Raw genomic sequence first — 24,380 nt, 5'->3', positions numbered from 1 at the left:
CTCCAGCCCGGTGCCCGCGCCCCCTGTCGGTGGCATGGCCTAATGTTCGAGACGTGGAAGCGTCCGTCGAGCAGCTCGTCTTCGTGCGTGACGACGCCTACACCGTCGCCCGCGTGAGCAGCGACGGCCGGCCCGGGTTCGTCGCCGCCGGGCGGGCGCTCGGCGGCGTGCAGCCCGGCGAAACGGTCAGGCTTCTGGGCGCCTGGGAGGACCATCCGCGCCACGGCCGCCGCTTCGCGGTCACCGGCTGCGAGCGGATCACCCCGTCGACGATCCGCGCGATCCAGCTCTACCTCGGATCCGGCCTGATCAGAGGCATCGGGCCGCGGCTGGCGCAGGCCATCGTCGGGCACTTCGGCGAGCAGAGCCTCACCATCATCGACGCCGAACCCGGCCGCCTGCGCGAGGTCATCAACATCGGCCCCGTCCGGCAGGCCCAGATCGTCGAGGCCTGGCGGGAGCAGAAGGCCGTCGCCGAACTCATGGTCGTGCTCCAGGGCTTCGGGGTCAGCCCGCTGCTCGCGGCCAAGATCTACCAGGTGTTCGGCGCCGAGTCCGGCGAGGTGCTGGCCAAGGATCCCTACCAGTTGATCGACCGGGTCAGGGGCATCGCGTTCGCCACCGCCGACCGGATCGCGTTGCGCTCCGGCGTACCCGAGAGCAGCCCCCAGCGGATCCAGGCGGCGCTGCTCGACCGGCTCGACGCCGCGGCCAGCGGCGGCGGCCACTGCTTCCTGTCCCCCACCGCGCTCGTCACCCAGACCATCGACCTCATCGAGCAGGACGAGGACCTCATCAGGCAGGGCCTCGACGCGCTGACCGCCGAACGCCGCGTCGTGCGTGAGGCCGACGCCGTCTACCCCAAGGAGCTCCACAGCCGCGAGCTCAGGCTCACCACCGAACTCGCCCGGCTGGCCCGCGCCCGCTCCACGCTGACCCTGCGCTCCTACCAGGAGGACGAAAGCCTCGACGACGACCAGCGCGCCGCCGTCACCATGGCCCTGACCAGCACCCTGTCGATCCTCACGGGCGGGCCGGGCTGCGGAAAGAGCCACACGGTCAAGGCCCTGGCGGCGACCGTACGCGCGATGGGCGGCGCCGTCACGCTCTGCGCCCCCACCGGCAAGGCGGCCAAACGCCTGTCGGAGCTGGCCGGGCTGCCCGCGATGACCATCCACCGCGTGCTCGCCCACGAACCCGACCCCGACGCGCTGTTCGACGAGACGCCCGTGCGGGCCGACCTCGTCGTGGTCGACGAGGTCTCCATGCTCGACCTGGGCCTGGCGACGAGGCTCGCCGCGGCGCTGCCGTCCGGCACGCACCTGCTGCTCGTGGGCGACAGCGACCAGTTGCCCAGCGTGGGCCCCGGCAGCGTACTCGCCGACCTGCTCGCCGTGGAGAGCATTCCCCGGGTACGCCTGACCCGCGTCTTCCGCCAGGCCGAGGGCAGCGCCATCATCAAGGCCGCCCACCGCATCCGGGCCGGGGACCTGCCCGCGCTGCCGGGCGGCGGCGGCTTCTGGTTCGAGGAACTCGACGACCCGGAGGCGATCGCCGACCGGGTGGTCCACCTGGCCACGGTCGCGATCCCCCGCAAACAGCAGATCACCCCCGCCCAGGTACAGGTGCTGTCCCCCATGCGCAAAGGCACGACCGGCACCGCCGAGCTGGGCCGCCGCCTCCAGGAGGTCCGCAACCCCGCCGCCGACGGCAAGCCGGAACACTGGTCCGGCGCCACCCTCTTCCGCGTGGGCGACCGCGTCATGCCCATCCGCAACAACTACGACAAAGGCGTCTTCAACGGCGAGACCGGCACCCTGACCCGCCTCGTCCCCGAGGAACGCCAGGCCGACGTCCAGATCGACGACGGCGACCTCGTCACCTACACCTTCGACGAACTCGACGACCTCACCCACGCCTACGCGATCAGCGTGCACCGGGCACAGGGCAGCGAGTACCCGTTCGTGGTCGCCCCGATGGTGGCCGAGTCGGGCGGCATCATGCTGCGGCGGCGGCTGCTGTACACGCTGGTGACACGGGCACGCTCCTGGGTGGTCCTGGTGGGCCAGCGCAACGCCCTCGACCTCGCCGTCCACCGCCTGGGCCACCGCCGCAACACCACCCTGACAGCCCGGCTGGAGGCGGCGGGCCTCTGAAAGGCAAGGACCTCCCTACGGTCGGGCGCCCTTCCCCGGGTCAAAGGGCCTCCCTTCGGTCGGGCGCTCCTTTGGGGGTCCCACCCGTCGCCCACCCAAGTGGTTGAGCAGTTGGAGCCCACCCCGCTCAAAGGACCTCGCTCCGCTCGGACGCCCTCAACCGCGCGCCTCCGGCGCGGCTCGCGCGCTGTGCAAGGCAGTTCCCCACCGGAACAGTCGCCGACCTGGTAGGGACGTTGTTCCGGATACCCAGAAGGGCCGGATCCCCGACATGGCCAAGATCGTCTCCCGGCGGAATCCCATGTCTGGAGGCGTTCCTTGCCAAGGGGCGGAACACGCGAAGGCCCGGGGCCAGAGCCTAGAAGGGGCGCAAGCCCAGAGGGCCAAGGGGCAAGAAACCCAGGCATGCAAAGAAACCCGACGTCGGGGAGCCAGAGGGGAAGGCAGGGGCAGGAGGCAGGAGGCAGGGCAGGGGCTAGGGAGGCAGGGGTGGGGCCTTGCGGGCTGATCCTCGGTAGCTTTCGGCGTCGTACCGCTTCTCGCTCTGGTCCAGTTTGGCATGGGCGTCAGCGATCAGATCCACGCCGAGCACATCCGCCAACCGCACCAAATACCCCGTCACATCCCCAAGCTCAGCCCGCACCCGCCCCATGGCGGCCTCGTCCAGCGGCTCGCCGGGCGCCAGCCACTGAAACTCGGCCACCAGCTCCCCCACCTCCCCGGCCAGCGCCATCACCAGGTTCTTGGGCGTGTGGAACTGCTCCCAGTCCCGAGCCTCCACGAACGCGCGGAACCGGGCGGCCAGCTCCTCGATCTCGGTGCTCACGAGCTGTCCCGCACCAGGTAGTCAGGCCGATGATCTCGCCATTCTGGCAGGTCAAGGGCATCAAGCGCGGCCACGATCTTGCGTTCTTCGAAGGTGAAGTGCGACTCCAGGATCGCGGTCAGGCCGTCCAGCTCGGACAAGGCGGCCTCGGGGTCGCTGCCGTCCAGGGCCTCGATGCGTTCGAGGAGGTGTGCCACCAGCTGATGGTCCTCCTCCAGTTGCGCGATGACGGGCCGCAGTTCCGGGTGGGCTTCGGCGAGCGCGGGGAAGGCCACGCCGTCCTCGCCCGTGTGGTGCCGGGTCACGGCCGTACAGAACGCCAGGCAGTGGGCGCGCAGGTCGGCCGGGCGTCCGCCGGAGGCGAGGTCCTCGCGCAACCGTTCGAGCTCCCCTCTCAACCAGTCGTGCACCTCGATGAGCTGGGTTCCGAACGCGGCGATCTGACTCACGGGCCCCGATCCTAGAGGGTCACCCCGGGTGGCGTGCTGGTGCATGCCGGGTTCGCGGGCGGGAGCGTGAGCGAGGACAGGTAGCCGGCGGCGTAACGTGCCTGGCAGCCCTTGTTGTAGAGCTTCATGGCGTGGGTCCAGTCGGGCAACACGGTCAGGTGGGCCCGCTTTCCCAGTTGCCTGGCCACGTTCGAGGCCCAGGCGACGGGGGTGGCGTTGTCGTAGCGGCTCTGCAGGAGCAGCAGCGGCGCGGTCGCCTTGGAGGCGGGCGCGCGTTGCGGGTTCCTGACCGGCGCGGGCCAGCCCTGGCAGGTCAGGACCGCCTTCATCGCGTTCGGAGAGTAGCGGACGGTCGGCGCCACGGCGGCAGCGGCGGCGAGGTCGGCCTTGATCTCGGCGGCGTCGCGGTAGGCCATCGCGTAGTCCTGGCAGACGATCGGGTCGGCGTGGTTGATCCGCTTGGGGAGGGTGTCGTCGCCGTCGGTCCGCCACGGCCTGCCCTTGTCGAGCGTGTTCAGGAACATGCCCGCGGCGGGCCACGACGGCGTGAACAGCATCGCGTCGATCGTCGCGGTCACCGTGTACGGCGTCCACGCCCGCCCGTTCTCGTCCTTGCCCAGCTTGCCGCGCTCCGCCTTGGCCAGCACCCGCCGGTAGGCCGCGACCGGATCGTCCACCTCACACGTCTTGTCCTTGACGCACCACGTCGCGAACTGCCCGAACGACTCCTCCAGCGCCCTGGCCGCGCTGACGGTGAAGGTCCGCCGGTCCAGGCTGTGGTCCATGACCCCATCCAGTACGGCTCCGCGCAACCGCTGCCCGAACCTGGCGGCGTACTCCTGGGCCGGCAGCGTGCCGTACGAGTGGCCGTAGATCGTGATCTTGTCGGCGCCGATGGCCTGCCTGACCCGGTCGAGGTCCTGGGCGGCACTGGCGCTGTCGAGGTGGTCGAACGCGGGCCCGGTGGCCTTCCTGCACGCCTTGGCGAGAGCGGCGGTGGCCTGCCGCAGTTCGCGCAGCTGGGCGTCGGTCGTGGGGAGGCGCTCCGGGCCGAGTGCCATGACCTGCCCCGCCGGGCAGGTGAGCGGGCTGCTGGCGCCGACGCCGCGCGGGTCGAGGCTGACGATGTCGTAGCGGCGTTCGAGCCCGCCGAACTCCTTGCTCGCGATGAGCGTCTCGACGCCCGACTGACCGGGGCCGCCGGGCAGGTACACGATCGTGCCCTCGGACTTGGGCGCCTTCCTGCGGGCCACGGCGATCTCGATGACCGGGCCGTCCGGCTCACTCCAGTCGAGCGGGACCGCGACGTCCGCGCACTCGGCCCCCTGCCCGCCGGGGCAGGCCCGCCAGACCGCGGGGGCGGCAACGCTGGGCTTGGGGCGGGCCGCGGTGGTGGTCACGGTGCCGCAGGCGGCCACGGCCACGAGCGGGGTGAGCAGGGCGAGGACGGTATGGATACGCACACGGGGATACTTCCGGAACACGGGCATCCCGCGGATCGGCCGAACTGCCCAGCACCGCGCCCCGCGGGTCGGCCGGACGGCCGACCCGCGACGTCATCCCGCCGTCGTACTCAGACCTCGACGTTCTCCAGTACGCCGAGCGCGTCGGGCACCAGCACCGCCGCCGAGTAGTAGGTGGTCACCAGGTAGCTGATGATCGCCTTGTCGTCGATGCCCAGCTTGCGCACCGACAGTCCGGGCTCGTACTCGTCGGGCAGCCCGGTGCGGGTCAGTCCGATGACACCCTGTTTCTCCGTCCCCGTACGCATGACGATGATTGAGCTGAGTCCCTGCTCGCTGATCGGGATTTTGTCGGTGGGCAGGATCGGCACCCCGCGCCAGGCCATCACCTTGGCGCCGTTGACCTCGGTGACGTCCGGCTGGACGCGGCGGGCGGTGCACTGCCTGCCGAGGGCGGCGATCGCCCGGGGGTGGGCGAAGAAGTAGTGGGAGCTGCGGCGGCGTGACAGGAGTTCGTCCATGTCGTGCGGGGTGGGCGGGCCGGTGCGGGTCTGGAAGCGCTGCTTGAGGTCGACGTTGTGCAGCAGCCCGAACTCGCGGTTGTTGACGAGCTCGTGCTCCTCCCGTTCGCGCACCGCCTCGATGGTCAGGCGCAACTGCTGCTCCGTCTGGTCCATCGGCCCGTTGTAGAGGTCGGCGACCCGCGTGTGCACCCGCAGCACGGTCTGGGCCACGCTCAGTTCGTACTCGCGGGGCCCGCGGTCGTAGTCGACGTACGTGCCGGGCAGCGTCGGCTCGCCCCGGTGGCCGGCGGACATGGCGATCTCGGCCTCGCCGTGCTTGTTGCTCGGGCCGGTCCTGGCCGGGCGGTCGAGGTGTTCGCGCAGGCTGTCGGAGCGCTCGCGCAGGCGGCCGGCGTCCTCCCGGGAGAGCACCAGCACCGTGCAGGCCGTCAGCGCCCTGGCCGGCTGGGCGCCCTCGCCGGTCAGGTCGCCCAGGTGGTCGCCGTCGGCCAGCATGCCGACGACGGTGGCGCGGCCGTACCCGCCGATGCCGGTTCTGGCGACCTTGCCGTGCGCGACCAGCACGATCTGCCCGTCCGGTACCTCCTGCCCCTCGACCAGGTCGTGCTGGACGAAGCGCTCGGCGAGCGCCCGCAGTTCGGCCGGGTCCTCGAAGTCGTGCAGCGACGGCAGCTCGCGTAGTTCATCCGGAATCACCTGTACGGCGGCGCCGACCGAGGTGAAGCTCACCCGCCCGTCGCCCACGGTGTAGTTGAGCCGCCGGTTCACCCGGTACACGCCGCCGACCGCCTCCACCCACGGCAGCACGTGCAGCAGGTGGCGTGGCGTGATCTCCCGCATCTGCGGGACGGTCTTGGTGGTCGTGGCGAGCTTGCGCGCCGCCGCGGTCCCGAGGCTGAGCAGGGATTCTGTCATGGCGCGCCCATCGGTAGCAGGGAGTGGATCCGGCGGACCGCCGTGCCGAGGCCGGTGGGGCCCTGGGTCCAGCGGACGGCGGAGCGGCGGCGGAGTTCGGTCTCGGTGTAGCGGGTGCACCGCTCGTGCCAGCGCAGGATGCCTGCCATCCAGTCCTGCAGCCCGCTCACGTAGCGGGCGACCGCGCCGCGCAATTCCTCGTCGGCGCCGCGCGCGTCGAGCATGGCCGGCAGGTCGTTGCCGGCGACATGCTCGAACTCGGCCATCCTGGCGGCCAGGAGCTTGGTGACGATGGTCACGGCCTCGTCCACGTCGCAGTCGAAGAAGTTGCGCATGACCAGCACCGCGTTGTGCAGGTCGCCCTCGAACTGGATCTCCTTCTGACCGGAGAACAGGTCGTTGACCAGGCAGGCGTAGTCCGCCGCCGCGCCGGTCAGGGCCAGGATCTCGCGGGTGCGGAAGAGGGCGTCGGGCAGGGGTCGCGGGCTGTTGAGCCGGTTCAGCCGGATCGTGAGCCCGGTGCCGAACGTGAGCCTGCGCATCTCGATGTAGTCGACCGGGTCCGGCACCCGGTTCTGGATGAGGTTGGCCACCTCCCATTCCCAGCTGGCGAGCATGCGCGCGACCTCGTCGCGCAACGCCCGCCGCTCGGCCACCTCGATCGGTGCGGCGGTACGCGCCCAGAGGTCGGCCAGCCCCCGCTCCACCGCGTTGACCGGCAGGGTCACCGGCACCAGGTCGACCGGCATGAGCTCGAGCAGCCGCCGGTTGGACAGTTTGGCGCCGGTCAGGTCGTGGCCGCCGCCGAAGACCTTCGGGTAGTAGTCGTCGGCGTAGGTGCCCCAGGCGAGCCAGTCGGTCGCCAGCTCAAGCGCCTCCGCGCCGGCCTCCGGTGCCAGGCCGGAGGCGCACAGCGCCAGGTCGAACCCCTTGACCTGGCCTTCCGTCCACAGCGCTGTGGAGGGAAGGCCGGGCAGGGCGGTGGTGAAGCCCATCTCCACGCACCATCGCTCGTTGTGGGCGCGGGCCCGGTCCAGGTGCGGGTTGTCGCGGACGGTGAAGGGCATGGGGAACTGCGGCAGCCGTACCGTCGTCTCGGTGAAAGGGCGGTAGGTGAAGTTGCGCAGGCCACTCCTCACGTGCGCGGGCGAGACGTTGAGCGGGCCGCGCTCGCGACGGGCCTTGGTGTAGCGGCTGGAGGCCAGGTGCCAGGCGTGGCCGCCGGCCTGCCAGTCCTGCAGCCCCTTGACGTAACGCAGCACCCGTTCCTGCTCGTGCGGCGCCACCGCGTGCTCGGCGAACAGGACCGGCAGTTCGGTGAGCGTCGTGTGCTCGAACTGGTGCAGCCGCGAGGTGATCATGTCGTTGGTGATCTCGACGCCGCGCCGGGTGTCGCAGCCGAAGAAGTTCTCGCAGACCAGCACGGAGTTGGACAGCTCGCCTTCCGCCACCACCTCCCGCTGGTAGGAGAACAGGTCGTTGCGCAGGTGCACGGCGTCGGCGAACGCCTCGGTGAGCACCCGGACCGGCCGGGTGTGCGCGAGGCGGGCGGGCAGTTCGGCGGCGACCGCGTGCTCGACCAGGCAGGCCGACCAGGGGGCGCCGCCGACCTTCCTGCGCGCCTCGATGTACTCGATGGGGTTGGAGACCAGGCCCGAGTCGATGTGGAACAGCTCCCACATCGACTCCTGGGTGAGGTCACGGGTGACGGTGACGAAGCGGCGCCGCCACGCGTCCGTCATCGCCGGTACCGTCCTGGCCCACAGGTCCTTCAGGCCCAGCTCGACCGGGTTGGTCGGCTCGGGCGGGTCGCCGTCCATGAACAGGTCGATGCGGTCCAGGTAGGCCTGGGCGCCCTTGAGGTCCTTGGTGCGCTTGAAGGCGTGCAGGAAGTGGTCGTCGAAGAAGAACACCCAGACGTACCAGTCGGTGATGAGGTCGAGCTCCTGTGCCGGGCAGTCGGGGTGGGCGTAGGCGCACATCAGGCCGTAGTCGTGCGCCTCCAGGTCGGCGGGGCCCCAGATGTCGGGGTTGTCGAAGAAGCCCATCCGGGCCGCCCACGCGCGGGTGTGCGCGCGGGCGGTCTCCAGATGCGGGTTCAGTCTGGGCGGATACGGCAGGTAGAAGTCAGGCAGCTCATACGCCATCAGCCCACCTCGACGCTCTCCAGGATGCCGAGAGCGTCCGGCACGAGCACCGCCGCGGAGTAGTAGGTCGTGACCAGGTAGGAGATGACGGCCTTGTCGTTGATGCCCATGAAGCGCACCGACAGGCCGGGCTCGTACTCGTCCGGCAGCCCGGTGCGGGTCAGGCCGATGACGCCCTGGGCCGCCTCGCCCACCCGCATCGCCATGATCGAGCTGAGGCCGGAGTCGCTGACCGGGATCTTGTTGCACGGCAGGATCGGAACTCCGCGCCACGACGGCGCCTTCTGCCCGTTGACCTCGACGCTCTGCGGGTAGATGCCCCGCTCGGTGCACTGACGGGCGAACGCGGCGATCGCCCGCGGGTGCGCGATCAGGACGGCCGGGTTCTTCCAGACCAGGGCGAGCAGTTCGTCGAAGTCGTCCGGGGTGGGCGGGCCGGTCAGCGTGTGGATGCGCTGCTTGAGGTCGGCGTTGTGCAGCAGGCCGAACTCGCGGTTGTTGACCAGCTCGTTCTCCTGACGCTCGCGCAGCGCCTCCACCGTCAGCCGCAACTGCTGCTGCGTCTGGTTCATCGGCTCGTTGTACAGATCGGCCACGCGGGTGTGCACCCGCAGGATCGTCTGGGCGACGCTCAGCTCGTACTCGCGCGGTGCCAGGTCGTAGTCGACGAACGTGCCGGGCAGCGTCGGCTCGCCGGTGTGGCCGGAGGCCAGGACGATCTCCGCCTCGCCGTGGGCGTTCAGCGACCGGTCGGGGTCGGCGGCCCACGCCTCGACGTGCTCGCGCAGGCCGTCGGTCTGGTCGGCGACCTCGTCGAAGGCCGACCTGGGCAGCGCGAGCACGGTGCAGGCGGTGACCGCCTGGACGGTCAGGTCGTAGGTGCCCGCCTCGCCGGCCAGCGACCTGTCACCGAAGTAGTCGCCGTCGGCCAGCACGCCACGCACGGTCTGCTTGCCGTACGCGCCCTCGCCGACCAGGCTGACCTTGCCGTGCGCCACCAGCACGACCTCGGTCGCCGGGCTGCCGGCCTCGACGATCACCGATCCGGCCTCGTACTCGCGCTGCGTGAACCGGTCGGCCAGGGCGGTCAGCACGTCTATATCGTCATAGCCGCGCAGCGCGGGCAGCTCGCACAACTCCGCGGGAATCACCCGCACAGCCGCTCCGGTGTTGGTGAAGGTGACCCTTCCGTCCCCGACCGTGTAGGTGAGCCGGCGGTTGACCCGGTACGCACCGCCGACGACCTCGACCCACGGCAGCGCCTTGAGCAGATGCCGGGAGGTGATCTCCTGCATCTGCGGCTGCGTCTTGGTCGTGGTCGCCAGGTTACGCGCGGCCTTCGTACCGAGGCTGAGGGGGCTCTCGTTGTTCAGGACGGATTCGGTCACAGGACACCACCTATCGGGGAGCGGAGCTCACGGAGCTCGGGCGGGAGGGAGAAGATCAGGCTTTCTTCGGCCAGCGTCACGGTCTGGACGTCGGCGAAGCCGCGCTCGGCGAGCCAGCCGAGCAGTTCGGCCACGAGGTGCTCGGGGACGGAGGCGCCGGAGCTGACGCCGACGGTCTCCACGTCGTCGAGCCAGCTCTCCTCGACCTCGGCCACGCCGTCCACGAGGTGGCCGGCACGGGCGCCGGCGGCGAGCGCGACCTCGACCAGGCGCCGGGAGTTGGAGGAGTTGGCCGAGCCGACCACGATCACCAGGTCGCACTCGGGGGCGATGGCGGTGACCGCTTCCTGGCGGTTCTGGCTGGCGTAGCAGATGTCGTCGCTGGGCGGGTCGACGAGGCGGGGATAGCGCTCACGCAGGCGTTCGACCGCGCCCATGGTCTCGTCCACCGAGAGCGTGGTCTGCGACAGCCAGCTGATCGGCCGGTCGGCCGGCAGGTCGAGCTCGTCGGGGCGGGCCGGGTCGACCACGTGCATGCGGTCGGGGGCCTCGCCGAGCGTGCCCTCGACCTCCTCGTGCTCCGCGTGGCCGATGAGCACGATGTCGTAGCCGGACTCGGCGAACCTGACCGCCTCCTTGTGCACCTTGGTGACCAGCGGGCAGGTGGCGTCGATGCTGCGCAGGCCGCGGCCGGCCGCGGTGTCCTTGACCGCGGGCGAGACCCCGTGGGCGGAGAAGACGACCAGGCAGCCGTCGGGCACCTCGTCGAGCTCGTCCACGAAGACCGCGCCCCTCGTGGTGAGGTCGGCGACCACGAAGGTGTTGTGGACGATCTGTTTACGGACGTAGACCGGCGGGCCGTACCTTTTCAGGGCCTCCTCGACGGTGCGGATGGCACGTTCCACCCCGGCGCAGTAGCCACGCGGAGCGGCGAGCAGGACCCGCTTCACGCGCTGCGATGCGTGAGCCGGTCGGCCATCAGGGTCAGCCCCTGCCGGGCGTGCTGGTCGATCGCGCATGTCCGCAACTCCTCAAGTCCGGTTCGGACCCGGCCGTCGATCATCGTCTCGACGCGGGCGAGTGCTCGGGTGTCGACGATGATCTGCCGCAGGTCGGCGGCGCGCTTCTCGTCGAGGCCGGGGTTGCCGTGCCAGGCGCGCAGCAGGCGCAGCGCGGGCCCGGCGGCCTCGGCGAAGGCGTGCGCGATCAGGACGGTCGCCTTGCCCTCGCGCAGGTCGTCGAGGACGGGCTTGCCGGTGACGCCCGGGTCGCCGAACACGCCCAGGACGTCGTCACGCAGTTGGAACGCCTCGCCGAGCGGCAGCCCGAAGCGTGAGTAGGACTCCAGGAGCGAGCGGGAGGCGCCGGCCAGCGCGCCGCCGATCTGCAGGGGCCGCTCGACCGTGTACTTGGCTGTCTTGTAGCGGATGACGGTGAGCGCGCGCTCGGCGTCCGGGTCGAGGTGCGACTGGATGTCGAGGTACTGGCCGGCGATCACCTCGGCGCGCATCCGGTTGAACAGCCGCCTGGGCGCGCCGCCCGTATCGCCGAAGAGCTCGTCGGCCCAGGCCTGGGCGAGGACTCCGAGCAGGACGGCGGCGCTGTGGCCGAAAGGCTCGGCACCGGGGTGACGCGGCGGGCGCGCCAGGCTCCGGTGCAGGGTGGGACGGCCTCTGCGCAGGGCGCTGCCGTCCATGATGTCGTCGTGGATGAGCAGGCCCGCGTGGTAGAGCTCCAGCGCGGCGCCCGCGGCCACGGGAGCCACCTCGTCCGTGCCGCCCGCGCCGCGCGCTCCCCAGTAGCACAGCAGGGGCCTGATCCGCTTGCCGCCCTTGACCACGAACTCGCGCAGGAGCCGGTGGCCCTCGGCCAGTTCCGGGTCGGCGACGGGAGCGGGGTGGGTGTCGATGAACTCGCTCAGCAGGTCGTCGACCGCTGTCCTGACCCTGTGGATGGTCGTGTCGACCGGCTCCACGGGGGGTTCCGCAACCTCCGCCGTCATGATCCGTTCTCCTCTTTCGAGATCGTCGGACACACACGAGAAGCTAGGTCACGAATACCCAGAGTGAAATCGGTCGTTCCATTGACCGGAACACCCGGTTCACGGACGTCCCCCGGCGGAGCCAGTATTCGACCACGACCGCAGCCGACCCTTGTGGAGCGACCATGGCGGCCCCTCCTGGCCTAGACGAATCTCTGCTCCAAACCATCACCGGCCCCCGCGACCTGCGCCTACTTCCGGCCGCGCACCTGGGGACACTGGCCCGGGAAATCCGCGAGTTCCTCATCGCGAAGGTCATGGCGAGGGGCGGGCATCTCGGCTCGAACCTCGGCATGGTCGAGATCACGATTGCTTTGCACCGCGTCTTCCATTCCCCGGAGGACACACTTCTGTTTGACACCGGACATCAGGCATACGTCCACAAACTGCTCACCGGCCGGCGGGCCGACTTCGACAGCCTGCGCGCCCACGGCGGACTCAGCGGCTACCCCTCGCGCGAGGAGTCGCCGCACGACCACATCGACAACTCCCACGCCTCCACCGCGCTCGCCTACGCCGACGGCATCGCCAAGGCCCGCAGGCTCAAGGGCGAGGAGAGCCGCGCGGTGGTGGCCGTGGTCGGCGACGGGGCGCTGACCGGCGGGCTGGCCTGGGAGTCGCTCAACAACCTGAGCGACGGCGAGGGCCGCCCGGTCGTCATCGTGCTCAACGACAACGGCCGCTCCTACGCCCCCACCCACGGCGGCTGCGCCCGCAACCTCGGCACGCTGCTGGAGAACCTCGGCTTCGTCTACCTCGGCCCCGTCGACGGCCACGACGTCGCCGCCGTCGAGCGCGCGCTGCGCACCGCGCGCACGTTGCCGAGCCCCAGCGTCGTGCACTGCAAGACCCGCAAGGGGTACGGCTACCGCCCCGCCGAGCTGGATCTGGGCGAGCACATGCACGCCATCCCGGCCAGCGACCCGCGTACCGGAAGACCGCTGTCAGCCGGGGGCCGGACCTGGACGCACGTCTTCTCCGAGCAGTTGTGCGCGCTCGGCGAGGCCAGGCCCGACCTGGTCGCGATCACCGCGGCGATGGCGGGGCCCACCGGGCTTGAGGCGTTCGGCAGGCGCTTCCCCGGGCGGATGTTCGACGTGGGCATCGCCGAGCAGCACGCGATGGTGTCGGCCGCCGGGCTGGCGCTGGAGGGCTTCCACCCGGTGGTCGCCGTCTACGCCACGTTCCTCAACCGCGCCTTCGACCAGGTGCTCCTGGACGTGGCCATGCAGCGGCTGCCGGTCACGATCGTCCTGGACCGGGCGGGCATCACCGGTCCCGACGGCCCCAGCCACCACGGCATGTGGGACCTGGCGATCCTGTCGGCGATCCCGGGCCTGCGGGTGGCCGCGCCGCGCGACGGCCGGCGGCTGCGCGAACTGCTCGGCGAGGCCGTGGCGGTGGAGGGCCCGACCGTGCTGCGCTTCCCCAAGGCCGGGGCGGGCACCGAGCTCGCCGCCGTGGAACGTTCCGATGACCTGGACGTGCTGTGGAACACCGGCGACGACGTGCTGCTCGTCGCGCTGGGCGCGACGGCCGAGGCGTGCGTGGAGGCGGCGGCGACGCTGGCGGAGGAGGGCGTGGGGGTGCGGGTGGTCGACCCGCGCTGGGTGCTGCCCGTCGCCCCCGGCCTGGTCCGGGCGGCGGCCGCGCACCCCCTGGTCGTGACCGTCGAGGACGGTGTGGTGGCCGGTGGAGCGGGCGCGGCGGTCGGTCAGGCGTGCGCGGGCGGGACGCGGCTGCTTCATCTCGGGCTGCCCCACGCGTTCATCCCGCACGGCTCGCGCGAGCGGTTATTGGCCGACGCGGGACTGACCGGTTCGGGGATCGCGCATGCCGTACGGAAGGAGCTGGCCCGATGATCGAGCTCGGAATGCCGACGAGGAGGCCGAGGGTCTCGCGGCAGGTGATGGTGGGCGGCGTGCCGGTCGGTGGCGGCGCGCCGGTGAGCGTGCAGTCGATGACCACCACGCCCACCCACGACGTCAACGCGACGCTGCAGCAGATCGCGGAGCTGACAGCGGCGGGCTGCCAGATCGTCCGGGTGGCGGTGCCGACGCAGGACGACGCCGACGCGCTCCCCGACATCGCCCGCAAGTCGCAGATCCCGGTGATAGCCGACATCCACTTCCAGCCGCGCTACGTCTTCGCCGCCATCGACGCCGGGTGCGCGGCGGTGCGGGTGAACCCGGGCAACATCAAGAAGTTCGACGACAGGGTGGGTGAGATCGCGCGGGCGGCGGCGGACGCGGGCGTCCCGATCAGGATCGGGGTCAACGCCGGCTCCCTGGACCCCCGGCTGCTGGAGAAGCACGGCAAGGCGACGCCGGAGGCGCTGGTGGAGTCGGCGCTGTGGGAGTGCTCCCTGTTCGAGGAGCATGGCTTCCGCGACATCAAGATCTCGGTCAAGCACCACGACCCGGTGGTGATGATCGCCGCCTACCGCCGCCTCGCGGCGCGCTGCGACTACCCGCTGCACCTCGGCGTGACGGAGGCGGGGCCGCTGATGCAGGGGACAGTCAAGTCGGCGGTGGCCTTCGGGGTGCTGCTGGCCGAGGGCGTCGGCGACACGATCCGGGTCTCGCTGTCGGCGCCTCCGGTGGAGGAGGTCAAGGTCGGCATCGGCATCCTCGAATCTCTGGGGCTGCGGCAGCGCAAGCTGGAGATCGTCTCGTGCCCGTCCTGCGGACGGGCACAGGTGGACGTCTACCGCCTGGCCGAGGAGGTGTCGGCCGGGCTGGAGGGCTTCCCGTTCCCGCTACGTGTGGCGGTCATGGGCTGCGTGGTGAACGGGCCGGGCGAGGCCCGCGAAGCGGACCTGGGCGTGGCCTCGGGCAACGGCAAGGGACAGATCTTCGTGAAGGGCAAGGTGATCAAGACCGTTCCTGAGTCGCGGATCGTGGAGACCCTGATCGAGGAGGCCCTGCGCCTCGCGGAGGAGCAACCTCAGTAGGAGCTCCTGCGCGGGGCGGCGGTGGGCCGGCGGGACAGGTTGGCGCGGCCGGTGGGCTGGATGTCGCGGACCGCGTGCTCGCGCTTGGTGGCGCGGCCGTTGGCCTGCTCGGTGGTGGTGCCGGTGATGGAGCTGGGGAGCTTGATTCGCATCTGGTGATTCCTTTGTTTGAGACCACTTCGTTTGAAGTGCTGTCAACGTAGTACTACAAGTGGAGTGGTGTCAACCCCATGTCGCGTCGGCCGCGAAATCCTCGAAGGACTTGGGCGGCCGGCCCGTCACCTGCCGCACCACGTCGGTCGGTACGGCGTCGCCAACGGCACGCAGCGCCGCGAACGCCTCGATCTCCGCCCGCACGTCCGGCTCCGGCAGCCCGAACCCGGTCATGACGGCCAGGTAGTCCGCTTCCGAGCCCAGGTAGCGGACGGTCCGCCCCGAGGCCCGGCTGATGATCTCCACCACCTCGGCGAAGTTCAGCGCGCGCGGCCCGGTCACCTCGTACGAGCGCCCCGCGTGCCCGTCCTCGACCAGGGCCGCCGCCGCCACGGCGGCGATGTCACCGGCGTCCACGAAGGCCTGGCGGGCCTCGCCCAGCGGGACCGCGACCTCGCCGGCGAGCACCGCCTCGCGCATCGCGCCCTCGTCGAAGTTCTGGTCGAACCACGACGGCCGCAGGATCGTCCACTCCACGCCGGAGCCGCGCACCACCCGCTCGGCGGCCATCAGCCGCTCGTCGCCCATCACCTCGATGCCGCCGCTGGACAGCAGCACGACGCGGCGCACGCCCGCCTCGACCGCGGCCGCCACGAACTCCGGGTCGACCGGCAGATCGTCCGGCGCCATCACGTACATGCGGTCGGCTCCGGCCAGCGCGGGCCGCCAGGTGGCGCGGTCGTTCCAGTCGAAGCGCACCTCGCCGTGCCTGGACGCCGGCCGTACCGGATGGCCGGAGGACCGCAGAAGGTCCGTCACGCGACGCCCCGTCGAGCCCGTCGCCCCCAGAACCAGGATCTCGCTCATGCTGTACCCCTTCTTAAGGAAAGCTGGGAATGCCCCATTCGATGGGAAATCAACCCACAAGAGCGGCCAATAATTGCGGATCACCGCTTTCTGGAGGTCAGCGACGTGAGTCAACTCAGCAGACGAACCTTCATCGCAGGTACGGCTGCCGCAGCCGCGGTCACCAGCGCCCCCGCCGCCGCGGCCAAGCCGAAACGCCCCAACATCCTCCTGATCGTCACCGACGACCACAGGAGGGAGACCGAGTGGGCGATCCCCTCGATCGTCGACCTGATCGGCGGGCAGGGAGTCGCGTTCTCGCAGGGCTGCGTCACCACGCCGCTCTGCTCGCCCTCACGCGCGTCGATCATGTCCGGCCGCTACGCCCGCAACCACGGTGTCGTCGACAACACCGCTCCCGGCCGGCTCGACCAGGACACCACCGTGCAGAGCCACCTGCGCGCGGGCGGATACCGGACCGGCCTGTTCGGCAAGTACCTCAACGCCTGGGACCTGAACCAGGCCCCGCCGAACTTCGACGACTTCGCGATCATGCGCCCCGCCTACCGGCGCGCCCAGTGGAACGTCAACGGCACCGTGAGCCGCCGCCCCGGCTACACGACCACGCTCATCAGGCGGCACGCGCTGGAGTTCATCAAGGCCAACCAGGACCAGCCGTGGTTCATGTACCTGTCGCCGTACGCCTCCCACGGCCCGAACACCCCCGAGGACAAGTACGCGAACCTGCCCGTACCCGCCTGGGACGGCAACCCCGCCGTGGCCGAGACCGACAAGAGCGACAAGCCGCCCTACATCCAGAACGCCACCCAGGACCTGGCCGCGGGGCGGAAGGTCCGCCAGGCCCAGCTACGCACGCTGAAGTCGGTGGACGACCTGTTCAAGGCGGTCAGGGCGGAGCTCGTGGCGCAGGGCAAGCTCGACGACACGCTGATCATCTTCATCGGCGACAACGGCTTCAGCTGGGCCGACCACGGCCACATCGGCAAGAGCGTGCCCTACCAGCCGGCCTTCCGCGTGCCGTTCTACCTCTCGTGGCCGGCGGGCGGCTTCGGCAAGGGCACGGACGACGACCGCCTGGCCGCCAACATCGACGTCGCCCCGACCATCCTGGACGCCGCCGGGATCCGGCCGCGTACCCGGATGGACGGCAGGTCGCTGCTGCGCGGCGGCAGGCGGAGCCACCTGTTCCTGGAGTTCCACGGCCAGCCCGACGGGGCGGGACCAGGCGTCTGGGCCTCGGTCTACACCGGCTCCCGCATCTACACCGAGTATTACGACGGCGGCGGCGGGGTGAAGTTCCGCGAGTACTACGACCTGCGCAAGGACCCCCACCAGCTGGAGAACCGGGTACGCGCCGACGACCTGGCCAAACAGCTAGCCACGGCCCGCGGGCTGTAGGCAGAACTCGTTGCCCTCGGGGTCGGCCAGCACGATCCAGTTCTCGTGCCTGGCCACCTCGACGGCCCCGAGTGCCCGCAGGCGTGCGCCCTCGGCCTCGACGTCGGCGGCACGGACGTCGAGGTGCACCCGGTTCTTCACCGTCTTGGGCTCGGGCACGAGGACGAACCACATCCTCGGCGCCCCCGGAGGCCCTTCGACCAGCACCGTCGGGTCCTCCTCTGGGCCGGACAGCCCGCGGGCGCGCAGACGCTCCAGCTCGGCCTCGTCGTACGGCGCCACGGCGTAGTCGTCGAGCAGTTCCGCCCAGAACCTCGCCTGCGCGGCGGGGTGACGGCAGTCGAACACGATGTCATGGAGCAGAGCCATCGGCCCATGCTGGCAGGCGGAGGCGGAACACCGCACCCGACGGCGACTCCTCGCAGGTCAGCGTGCCGCCGTGGGCCAGGGCCAGGCCGCGGGCGATCGGCAGGCCGAGCCCGGCGCCGCCCGAGGTGGTGTCCCGGCGGACGAACCGGTGGAAGATCAGGTCGCGCGCCGACGGCGGCACCCCGGGGCCGGTGTCGGCCACGTCCACGACCGCCTCACCAGCCTCGGCCTTGACCGTCACGGTGACCAGGCCGTCCGGCGGCGTGTGCCGGCGGGCGTTGTCGAGCAGGTTGGCGATGATCTGGCCGAGCCGCTGGGCGTCGCCGATCACCGCGGCCTCCTCCCCCTCGACCGCCACGGTGATCTCCGGCGCGCGCAGCATGACCCGGTCGGCCTCGGCCTCGCACAGCGCGCGCAGCTGAACGGGCTCGCGGTGCAGGCCGAGCCCGGCGTCGATCCTGGCCAGCGCGAGCAGGTCGTCGACCAGGCGTCCGGCCCGCCGCGTCTCGCGCACCAGCAGCAGTTGCATGCGCTCGCGCTCCTCGGCCGGCATCGCGGCCGGCGCCTGGAGCACCGCCTCCGCCGTCGCCTGGATGCCCGCCAGCGGCGTACGCAGCTCGTGAGCCACGTCGGCCAGGAACTGCCGTGAGCGGTTCTCCGACTCGCGGGCCTGCTGCTCCGCGCCCTCCAGCGAGTCGAGCATGGAGTCGAACGCGGCGGCGGTGCGGCCGAGTTCGGTGTCGGTACGCTCCGGTGCCAGTCGTTTGCCCCGTTGCCCCTGGGCGATCTGCCTGGCCAGCCCCGCCAGGTCGTCCATCGGCCGGGTCGCGCGCCGCAGCGCGAGGGGCAGCACGAAGCCGAGCGCGGCCAGCGCCAGCAGGCCGGCGACCAGCATCAGCATGCGCAGGGTGGTGCGCGGCCCGTCGATCGTCTCGGTGTCGGCGTAGAGCGTGAGCAGCCCGCCGCCCGGCAGCCGCCTGGTCAGGGTCAGGTCGCCGAGATCGGCCGCGAAGCCGCCGAGCGTGTGGCGGCGGCCGGCCAGGTCCACGAGCACCGCCTCGATGCCGGCGCCGCTGACCCGGCGCACCAGCCGGTCCGGCATGACCTTGCGGCGGTCGAGCTGGACGGCGAACTGGGCGCGGTCCACGAGCCGGTCCTGCGCCTGGTTCCTGGCCAGCAGGCCGAACAACGCGTCCACGGCCAGCAGCAGCACGACCAGTGTGACGGCGACGACCAGCAGGGTCGCCCCTGCCACCCGGCCGCGCAGTGAGCCGGCGGGCCGGCCGTACCGTCTCATCGGGGTCCGTCCAGGACGTAGCCGAGCCCGCGCACGGTGTGCAGGACCCGCTCGCCCGAGCTTTCGAGCTTGCGACGCAGCGCGCTGACGTGCACCTCGACCAGGTTGGGGTCGTAGGCGTCGTAGCCCCAGACGCTGGTGAGCAGCTGGGTCTTGCTCAGCACCTGGCCGCGGTGGAGCGCGAGGTGGCCGAGCAGCCGCAGCTCGGTCCTGGTCAGCTCGACCGGCCGGCCGTCACGCAGGACCAGTCCCTTGTCCACGTCGATGATCAGGCTGCCGATCTGCAGCGTCGACGGCGTACGGCGCAGCCGCCTGAGCACCGCGCCGACCCGAGCGGTCAGCTCGGACAGCTCGAACGGCTTGACCACGTAGTCGTCGGCGCCCGCCTGCAGCCCGTGCAGCCGGTCGGAGACGCCGTCCCTGGCGGTGAGCACGATGACCCCGGCGTCGCTGCGCCCGCGCACCACGTCCAGCAGCGCGAACCCGTCGCGGCCCGGCAGCATGAGGTCGAGCACGACCAGGTCGGGCTGGAAGGTGTTGAGCTCCTGCTCGAAGCCGGTGCCGTCGGGCACGCCGCGGGCCACGTACCCCGCCGACCCCAGCCCGGACAGCACGGCGAGCCGGATCGCCTCCGCGTCCTCGACCACCATCACCCGCGCCGAACTGGTCATCCGCCCATTATGCGAACCCACCGGACCGGACAAAACGCCCCTCAGCCAATCTTCAGCCTTCCCATACGTCCTCGCAGTAGCGTTCGGCGGCGCGCAGTTCCTCCAGCCAGGCCTCGCTCGCCGCCCGGTCGGCGCCGGTGCGCTCGCCGTGGACGCGGGCCAGTGCCGCCCGCACCGCCGGTGCCATGCGGCTGCCGTCGCCGCAGACGTAGACGCGGCCGCCGTCCTCCAGCACGCGCCACACCTCGTCCGCCTCGTGCAGGAGCCGGTCCTGCACGTAGCGCAGGCCGTTCTCCGGAGCCTCGCTGAACGTCGGGCGCAGGCTGACCACGCCCGCCGCCTCGGCCTCCTCCAGCTCCGCGCGGTGCAGGTAGTCGAGGTCCGGGGCGTCGCAGCCGAAGTAGCACAGCAGCGTGCCGCGGGCACGGCGGTGCAGGCGCTCCATGACGACGGCGCGGAACGGGGCCAGGCCGGTGCCCGCGCTGACCAGGATCGCCGGGGTGTGCTCGTCGGACAGGCCGTGGAAGGCGGCAGGGCCGGGCACCACCCGCGCCTGCACGACGGCGCCCGGCCCGACCTCGGCCAGGTGGCTGGACGCGACGCCGTGGAACCATCCGGCGCCGGTCCGGTTCGGGCCGCTCAGCTGCGAGACCATCAGGTCCACCGCGCCGGGGCGGGCCAGCGGGGAGCTGGAGATCGAGTAGTTGCGCGGGCGCAGGGGCGGCATGAGCTCCAGGAACACCTCGAACGGCAGCTCGCACGCCGGGTACTCGTCCAGCAGGGCCAGGACCGTGGTCCGCGCCGGGTCCGCTGCTTCCAGACCGGCCCTGGTGTGGGGGCAGCGGGTGTGGGCGGCCAGCGTGCGTACCTGGTGGGCGGTGGCCGGGCGCTGGAGCTCCAGGAATCCTGACAGGAGTTCGCGCACGGTCACCGGGGTGTCGAGGGGGAGCTGGGTGCGGGTACGGCGGGCCGGGCGCAGCCGTACGGGCTGGGCGGGGTCGAGGCCGAAGCGGGCGGCGGCGCGCTCGACCAGATGCGGCGGGTTCTCCGGCAGGACGGCGAGGTGGTCGCCGGTGCGGTAGGTGGCGCCCTGCGGCAGTTCCAGGCGGAGGTGGCGCTTCTGGCGGCCGTCCGGGTGGGTGAGCGGCTCGGCCAGCAGCACACGCATGGGACGCACGCCGTGGTGCTCGGCGCGCTCTTCGGCGGGCGACCTGACCACGGATTCCAGGCGGAACGCGGGCCCCTCCGGCGAGGCCTTTCCCGAGCTGTCCAGGGCTCGCCACAGGGTGGCGGACCAGGTGTCGATGGCGCCTTCCAGGTCGCCCGAGGCGTCCACCACGCCCCGCTCGGCCAGGCGGATCGCGCCCGTCTCCGCCAGCCGTTCGTCGATCAGCTTCGGGACGCGCTGGAAGGTCGCCGCCCAGTTGCGGTCGCCCACCCCCAGCACCGCGTACGGCGTGGCGGGCACCGTGTCCGCCGCGGCCAGCCAGTCCACGAACCGGGTCGCGTCGTCGGTCGGGCGGCCGTTGTAGGAGGCGGCCACGATGACGACCGGGATGTCGGCCAGCGTGCCCGCCGCCTCGTCCAGGGAGGAGACCTTGGCCGCGAAGCCGCGTTCCTCCGCCTCGGCGGCCAGGTCGTGGGCGATGGCCGAGCAGGTGCCCATGTTGGAGCCGTACAGGATGGAGAGCGCCGAGCCCGGCGCGGCCCGCTTCGGCTCCGGCTCCGGCTCCGGCGGCGTGGCCGCGGGGCGGGTGCGGCGGTCGGCGGCCGTGCGGGGTTCGACCTGGAGCGTGAAGCCGTCGGGCTTCAGCGTGAGGGTCTCCTTGACCTCCAGGTCGTAGTCCGCCTCGCCGGCCAGGTGGAAGCGGTGCGCCAGCAGCCCCAGCACCAGCGTCGCCTCGTGCAGCGCGAACTGCCTGCCGATGCAGGCCCGTTCACCGCTGCCGAACGCCTTGAACGCGTGCGGCGGGCGGGCGTCCTGTGCCTCCGGGGCGAAGCGGTCGGGGTCGAACAGCTCCACGTTCCTGCCCCAGGCGGGGTCGCGGTGCAGGCTCGGCGTCAGCACGAACAGCGACTCGCCCGCCTTGACCTCGTACCGGCCGCCGATCACCGTGTCGGCCAGCGCCTCCACCGCGAACCCCGGGGCCGTCGGCCAGAGCCGCAGGCTCTCCATTAGCACCTGGCGGGTGTAGCGCAGCCTGCCCACGTCGGCGTACGACGGGTCGGGCTCGTCCACGTCGCCCCACAGCGTGTCCACCTCCTCCTGGACCTTGGCCAGCACGGCCGGGTTCCCGGCCAGGTAGTACAGGGCGAAGGAGAGCGCGCCCGAGGTGGTCTCGTGCCCGGCGATCAGGAACGTGATCACCTGGTGGCGGATGTTGAGGTCGTCGAGCGGCTCGCCGGTCTCGGGGTCGGTGCTGTGGAGCATGCGGCCGAGCAGGTCGCCGGTGCTCTGGTCGCCCGACTCCCTGCGCAGCCTGATCACCTCGTCGACCAGCTCCTCCATGGCGCGCACGTCCTCGTGGAAGCGCCGGGTGCGCTTGCGGTAGAGGACGTCGAGGCCGGGGATGAAGGCGCCCTTGGCCTGGGCGTACTTCAGCGCGCCGACGAGCGAGCCGATGAACGGGTGCGGCCGCGCGCTCTCGAACGAGGCGAAGTCGTAGCCGAATCCGCACAGGCCGATGGTGTCGAGCGTCAGCCGGGTCATGTCCGCGCTCACCTGTACCGGCTCCTGCCCTGCCCGCGCCCAGGAGTCCACCAGCTTCCTGGCGACGCCGAGCATGGTCGCGTGGTAGCCGCGCATGGCGGAGACGGAGAAGGCCGGCAGCAGGATGTCGTGCGCCTTGCGCCAGTTGGGCTCGTCGCCGTAGGCGGTGAACAGCCCGTCGCCCGCCAGGGGCCGCAGGTTGACCAGGTCGGGGTGGACGTTCTTGCGGAAGCGGGTCTCGTCGCAGAGTTCGGTGACGAGGTCGAGACCGGTGACGATCACTGACTCTTCCCCGAAGGCGCCCAGCTTGAAGATCGGGCCCCAGGTGCGGGCCAGCTCGCACAGGTAGGCGATCTGCCGGTCGACCGGCGTGCTCAGGGCATGGCCGACGATCGGCAGGGCGGGCGGCGACGGAATCTCGGCTGTGGACACGCGAACGTTCCCTTCTGCGGGTGTACGTCTTCGCCGCCAGGCTAGCACGAGACTTTGTCACTCGACTAAGTCACCCGAACAAGCCGTGCCCCTTCCTCTTCGCGTCGCCGGAGCACCGGAACTTCGCGCAGGTCACAGCCGATAGGGTGCGGGCATGGCTCATGTTCCAGCCGCCGAGCGGCGTCCGCAGATCGTGGAGGCGGCGATCGGGCTCATGGCCCGCGAAGGCGTCGCGGCCGGGAGCACCAGGGCCATCGCCGCGGAAGCGGGCGTCGCGCAGGCGATGGTGCACTACACCTTCGGCTCCAAGCAGGAGCTCTACCGGTCGGTGCTGGAGGACCTCGGCAGGTCTCTGGTCACCCGCGTGCGGGCCGCCATGCCCGCCGACGCCGACTTCGGCGAGACGGTCTCGGCACTGGTCAACGAGCTGTGGCGGACGGTGACCGAGGAGCGTGAGCGCTACCGGCTGCTGGTGGAGCTGATCATGCTCTCCCTGCGCGACCCGGTGTTGCGCCAGGTGGCCTCCGAGTTCACCCACGACCTCGACGCCACCGCGGCGCGCCTGCTCTCCGACGCCGCCACGCGCGCCGGGCAGGATCTCGCGCTGCCCGCCGAGGAGATCGCCCGCTTCTTCCTCAGCGGGTTCGACGGGATCGTGACCCGGTACCTGACCGACGACTACGACCTCGCCGCCTGCGAGTCGACCCTGCGCCTCATGCTCGACACCACGCTGGCGCTCGCCGTACCGGATGCTCGCCATGAGACGGACGCTCGCCTTGAACGGTGAGGTACGCACGCGCGTCTCCGCGTACGCGATCGTCACCTCGGCCGGGCGGCTGCTGCTGACCCGGTTGTCGGAGAGCTCCCCGATCTTCCCGCCCGGCGCGTGGCACCTGCCGGGCGGCGGGATCGACCCCGGCGAGCAACCCGGACAGGCGCTGGCCCGCGAACTGCGCGAGGAGACCGGCCTCGACCTCACCAGCGCGCGCCTGGTCGCCGCCAGGACGTACGCGGTGACGCGGCTCGGGGTGAGCTGGCACCTGGTCGGCCTGTTCTACGCCGCCGAGGTCGCGCCGGGCTCCGCGGCGGTGACCGAGACGAACGGCACCACGGACGCGGTGACCTGGCTGCCGATCACGGACCTGGGGGACGCTTCGGGCACGGCGCTCTCCCCCGCCGCGGCCGACGCCCTACACCTGCTCGGCGAGGGCGGGCCGGACTACCAGCGGTGGTGAACCTGGGCGCCGCCTCCAGGCCGCTCTCGTAGTCGACGCCGGAGAACGTCTCCCCCACGTCGAACGCCGCGCCGTGCCGGTTGTAGGCGCGATGATCGCGACCCCGGCCGCCAGCGCCGCCGGGAGCACGCGTTCGAGCGGCTTGCGGCGGAAGGCGTTGAGGATGATCTGCACGCCGGCCACCCCCGGCCGGGCGACCCCGTAGGCGGCGATCCGGTCCTCCTGGACGAGCGTGTCGAGCGCGTCGTAGACCTCGCCGGTGTCGAACACCGGGGCCGGCGGGCAGTGCAGTTGCACCGCCCCGGGCTCTACGGGCCGCCACCGGTGGGGTTCGCCCTGCCGTACGGCGGCAAGTGCCGTATTCTGCCGCCCATCCAGCGCTTCCA

Annotated in this window: 20 protein-coding genes and 1 pseudogene; 6 read left to right on the top strand and 15 right to left on the bottom strand. The window is 71.5% G+C overall.

Annotated elements, in window-relative coordinates:
- Positions 1–53 precede the first annotated feature (53 nt).
- On the top strand, positions 54–2,156 hold the full coding sequence (locus ACIBKY_RS05875) for an ATP-dependent RecD-like DNA helicase (protein WP_397094737.1): 2,103 nt from the start codon (positions 54–56) through the stop codon (positions 2,154–2,156).
- 475 nt (positions 2,157–2,631) lie between these two features.
- On the opposite strand, the gene ACIBKY_RS05870 is transcribed toward ACIBKY_RS05875, so the two are convergent.
- The 8 genes from ACIBKY_RS05870 to ACIBKY_RS05835 form a co-directional block, all read right to left on the bottom strand.
- A complete protein-coding gene (locus ACIBKY_RS05870) occupies positions 2,632–2,982 on the bottom strand; it encodes a nucleotide pyrophosphohydrolase (RefSeq protein ID WP_397094735.1) in 351 nt (116 codons plus the stop codon).
- Positions 2,979–3,431 (bottom strand): hemerythrin domain-containing protein, encoded by a 453-nt coding sequence (locus tag ACIBKY_RS05865; protein ID WP_397094734.1) that lies wholly within the window; start codon positions 3,429–3,431, stop codon positions 2,979–2,981. Before ACIBKY_RS05865 ends, ACIBKY_RS05870 begins: the two co-directional genes overlap by 4 nt.
- An 11-nt stretch (positions 3,432–3,442) precedes the next feature.
- Positions 3,443–4,894 (bottom strand): alpha/beta fold hydrolase, encoded by a 1,452-nt coding sequence (locus ACIBKY_RS05860; RefSeq protein WP_397094733.1) that lies wholly within the window; start codon positions 4,892–4,894, stop codon positions 3,443–3,445.
- Between the two features lie 110 nt (positions 4,895–5,004).
- On the bottom strand, positions 5,005–6,333 hold the full coding sequence (locus tag ACIBKY_RS05855; protein ID WP_397094731.1) for a family 2B encapsulin nanocompartment shell protein: 1,329 nt from the start codon (positions 6,331–6,333) through the stop codon (positions 5,005–5,007).
- Positions 6,330–8,480, bottom strand: a complete 2,151-nt coding sequence (locus ACIBKY_RS05850) for a germacradienol/geosmin synthase (protein WP_397094730.1) — start codon at positions 8,478–8,480, stop codon at positions 6,330–6,332. Before ACIBKY_RS05850 ends, ACIBKY_RS05855 begins: the two co-directional genes overlap by 4 nt.
- The gene (locus tag ACIBKY_RS05845; protein WP_397094729.1) at positions 8,480–9,868 is read right to left on the bottom strand and encodes a family 2B encapsulin nanocompartment shell protein; all 1,389 of its coding nucleotides are present in this window, start codon (positions 9,866–9,868) and stop codon (positions 8,480–8,482) included. Before ACIBKY_RS05845 ends, ACIBKY_RS05850 begins: the two co-directional genes overlap by 1 nt.
- Positions 9,865–10,818 carry a 4-hydroxy-3-methylbut-2-enyl diphosphate reductase gene (locus ACIBKY_RS05840; protein ID WP_397094727.1) on the bottom strand — a complete coding sequence of 318 codons (954 nt, stop codon included), beginning with the start codon at positions 10,816–10,818 and terminating at the stop codon, positions 9,865–9,867. The genes ACIBKY_RS05845 and ACIBKY_RS05840 overlap by 4 nt, the downstream gene beginning before the upstream one ends.
- A complete protein-coding gene (locus ACIBKY_RS05835) occupies positions 10,815–11,870 on the bottom strand; it encodes a polyprenyl synthetase family protein (RefSeq protein WP_397094726.1) in 1,056 nt (351 codons plus the stop codon). The genes ACIBKY_RS05840 and ACIBKY_RS05835 overlap by 4 nt, the downstream gene beginning before the upstream one ends.
- A 164-nt stretch (positions 11,871–12,034) precedes the next feature.
- Between ACIBKY_RS05835 and ACIBKY_RS05830 the strand changes: the two genes are divergently transcribed.
- Both ACIBKY_RS05830 and ispG read left to right on the top strand, forming a co-directional pair.
- Positions 12,035–13,771 (top strand): 1-deoxy-D-xylulose-5-phosphate synthase, encoded by a 1,737-nt coding sequence (locus ACIBKY_RS05830; protein ID WP_397094724.1) that lies wholly within the window; start codon positions 12,035–12,037, stop codon positions 13,769–13,771.
- Complete coding sequence (gene ispG, locus ACIBKY_RS05825) at positions 13,768–14,862, top strand: flavodoxin-dependent (E)-4-hydroxy-3-methylbut-2-enyl-diphosphate synthase (protein WP_397094723.1); 1,095 nt, start codon at positions 13,768–13,770, stop codon at positions 14,860–14,862. The genes ACIBKY_RS05830 and ispG overlap by 4 nt, the downstream gene beginning before the upstream one ends.
- Here the strand turns inward: ispG and ACIBKY_RS05820 are convergent.
- Complete coding sequence (locus ACIBKY_RS05820; protein WP_397094722.1) at positions 14,856–15,014, bottom strand: hypothetical protein; 159 nt, start codon at positions 15,012–15,014, stop codon at positions 14,856–14,858. The genes ispG and ACIBKY_RS05820 overlap by 7 nt on opposite strands.
- A 70-nt stretch (positions 15,015–15,084) precedes the next feature.
- Complete coding sequence (locus tag ACIBKY_RS05815) at positions 15,085–15,882, bottom strand: NAD(P)H-binding protein (RefSeq protein ID WP_397094720.1); 798 nt, start codon at positions 15,880–15,882, stop codon at positions 15,085–15,087.
- A gap of 105 nt (positions 15,883–15,987) precedes the next feature.
- On the opposite strand from ACIBKY_RS05815, the gene ACIBKY_RS05810 reads away from it, so the two are divergent.
- Positions 15,988–17,280: a sulfatase gene (locus tag ACIBKY_RS05810; RefSeq protein WP_397094718.1), complete on the top strand. Its 1,293-nt coding sequence runs from the start codon at positions 15,988–15,990 to the stop codon at positions 17,278–17,280.
- On the opposite strand, the gene ACIBKY_RS05805 is transcribed toward ACIBKY_RS05810, so the two are convergent.
- From ACIBKY_RS05805 to ACIBKY_RS05790, 4 genes are read right to left on the bottom strand one after another with little or no spacing between them, the layout of a single operon-like run.
- Entirely contained in the window at positions 17,257–17,649 is a 393-nt protein-coding gene (locus tag ACIBKY_RS05805; protein WP_397094716.1) for a VOC family protein, read from the bottom strand. The genes ACIBKY_RS05810 and ACIBKY_RS05805 overlap by 24 nt on opposite strands.
- Positions 17,633–18,946 (bottom strand): ATP-binding protein, encoded by a 1,314-nt coding sequence (locus tag ACIBKY_RS05800; protein WP_397094715.1) that lies wholly within the window; start codon positions 18,944–18,946, stop codon positions 17,633–17,635. The genes ACIBKY_RS05805 and ACIBKY_RS05800 overlap by 17 nt, the downstream gene beginning before the upstream one ends.
- A complete protein-coding gene (locus ACIBKY_RS05795) occupies positions 18,943–19,617 on the bottom strand; it encodes a response regulator transcription factor (protein WP_397094714.1) in 675 nt (224 codons plus the stop codon). Before ACIBKY_RS05795 ends, ACIBKY_RS05800 begins: the two co-directional genes overlap by 4 nt.
- A 52-nt stretch (positions 19,618–19,669) precedes the next feature.
- Positions 19,670–22,759, bottom strand: coding sequence for a bifunctional cytochrome P450/NADPH--P450 reductase (locus ACIBKY_RS05790; protein ID WP_397094713.1), 3,090 nt, complete (start codon positions 22,757–22,759; stop codon positions 19,670–19,672).
- 154 nt (positions 22,760–22,913) lie between these two features.
- On the opposite strand from ACIBKY_RS05790, the gene ACIBKY_RS05785 reads away from it, so the two are divergent.
- Together ACIBKY_RS05785 and ACIBKY_RS05780 are read left to right on the top strand one after the other, a co-directional pair.
- Positions 22,914–23,546: a TetR/AcrR family transcriptional regulator gene (locus ACIBKY_RS05785; RefSeq protein ID WP_397094712.1), complete on the top strand. Its 633-nt coding sequence runs from the start codon at positions 22,914–22,916 to the stop codon at positions 23,544–23,546.
- Complete coding sequence (locus tag ACIBKY_RS05780) at positions 23,518–23,994, top strand: NUDIX hydrolase (RefSeq protein ID WP_397094711.1); 477 nt, start codon at positions 23,518–23,520, stop codon at positions 23,992–23,994. The genes ACIBKY_RS05785 and ACIBKY_RS05780 overlap by 29 nt, the downstream gene beginning before the upstream one ends.
- Position 23,995: 1 nt before the next feature.
- Here the strand turns inward: ACIBKY_RS05780 and ACIBKY_RS05775 are convergent.
- A pseudogene (locus tag ACIBKY_RS05775) lies at positions 23,996–24,291 on the bottom strand (aldo/keto reductase); the annotation flags it as partial.
- Positions 24,292–24,380 lie beyond the last annotated feature (89 nt).

It is taken from the genome of Nonomuraea sp. NPDC050394 (assembly GCF_044459065.1).
In the GTDB taxonomy this organism is placed as follows: domain Bacteria; phylum Actinomycetota; class Actinomycetes; order Streptosporangiales; family Streptosporangiaceae; genus Nonomuraea.
This window is presented reverse-complemented; position numbering and strand designations above follow the sequence as displayed.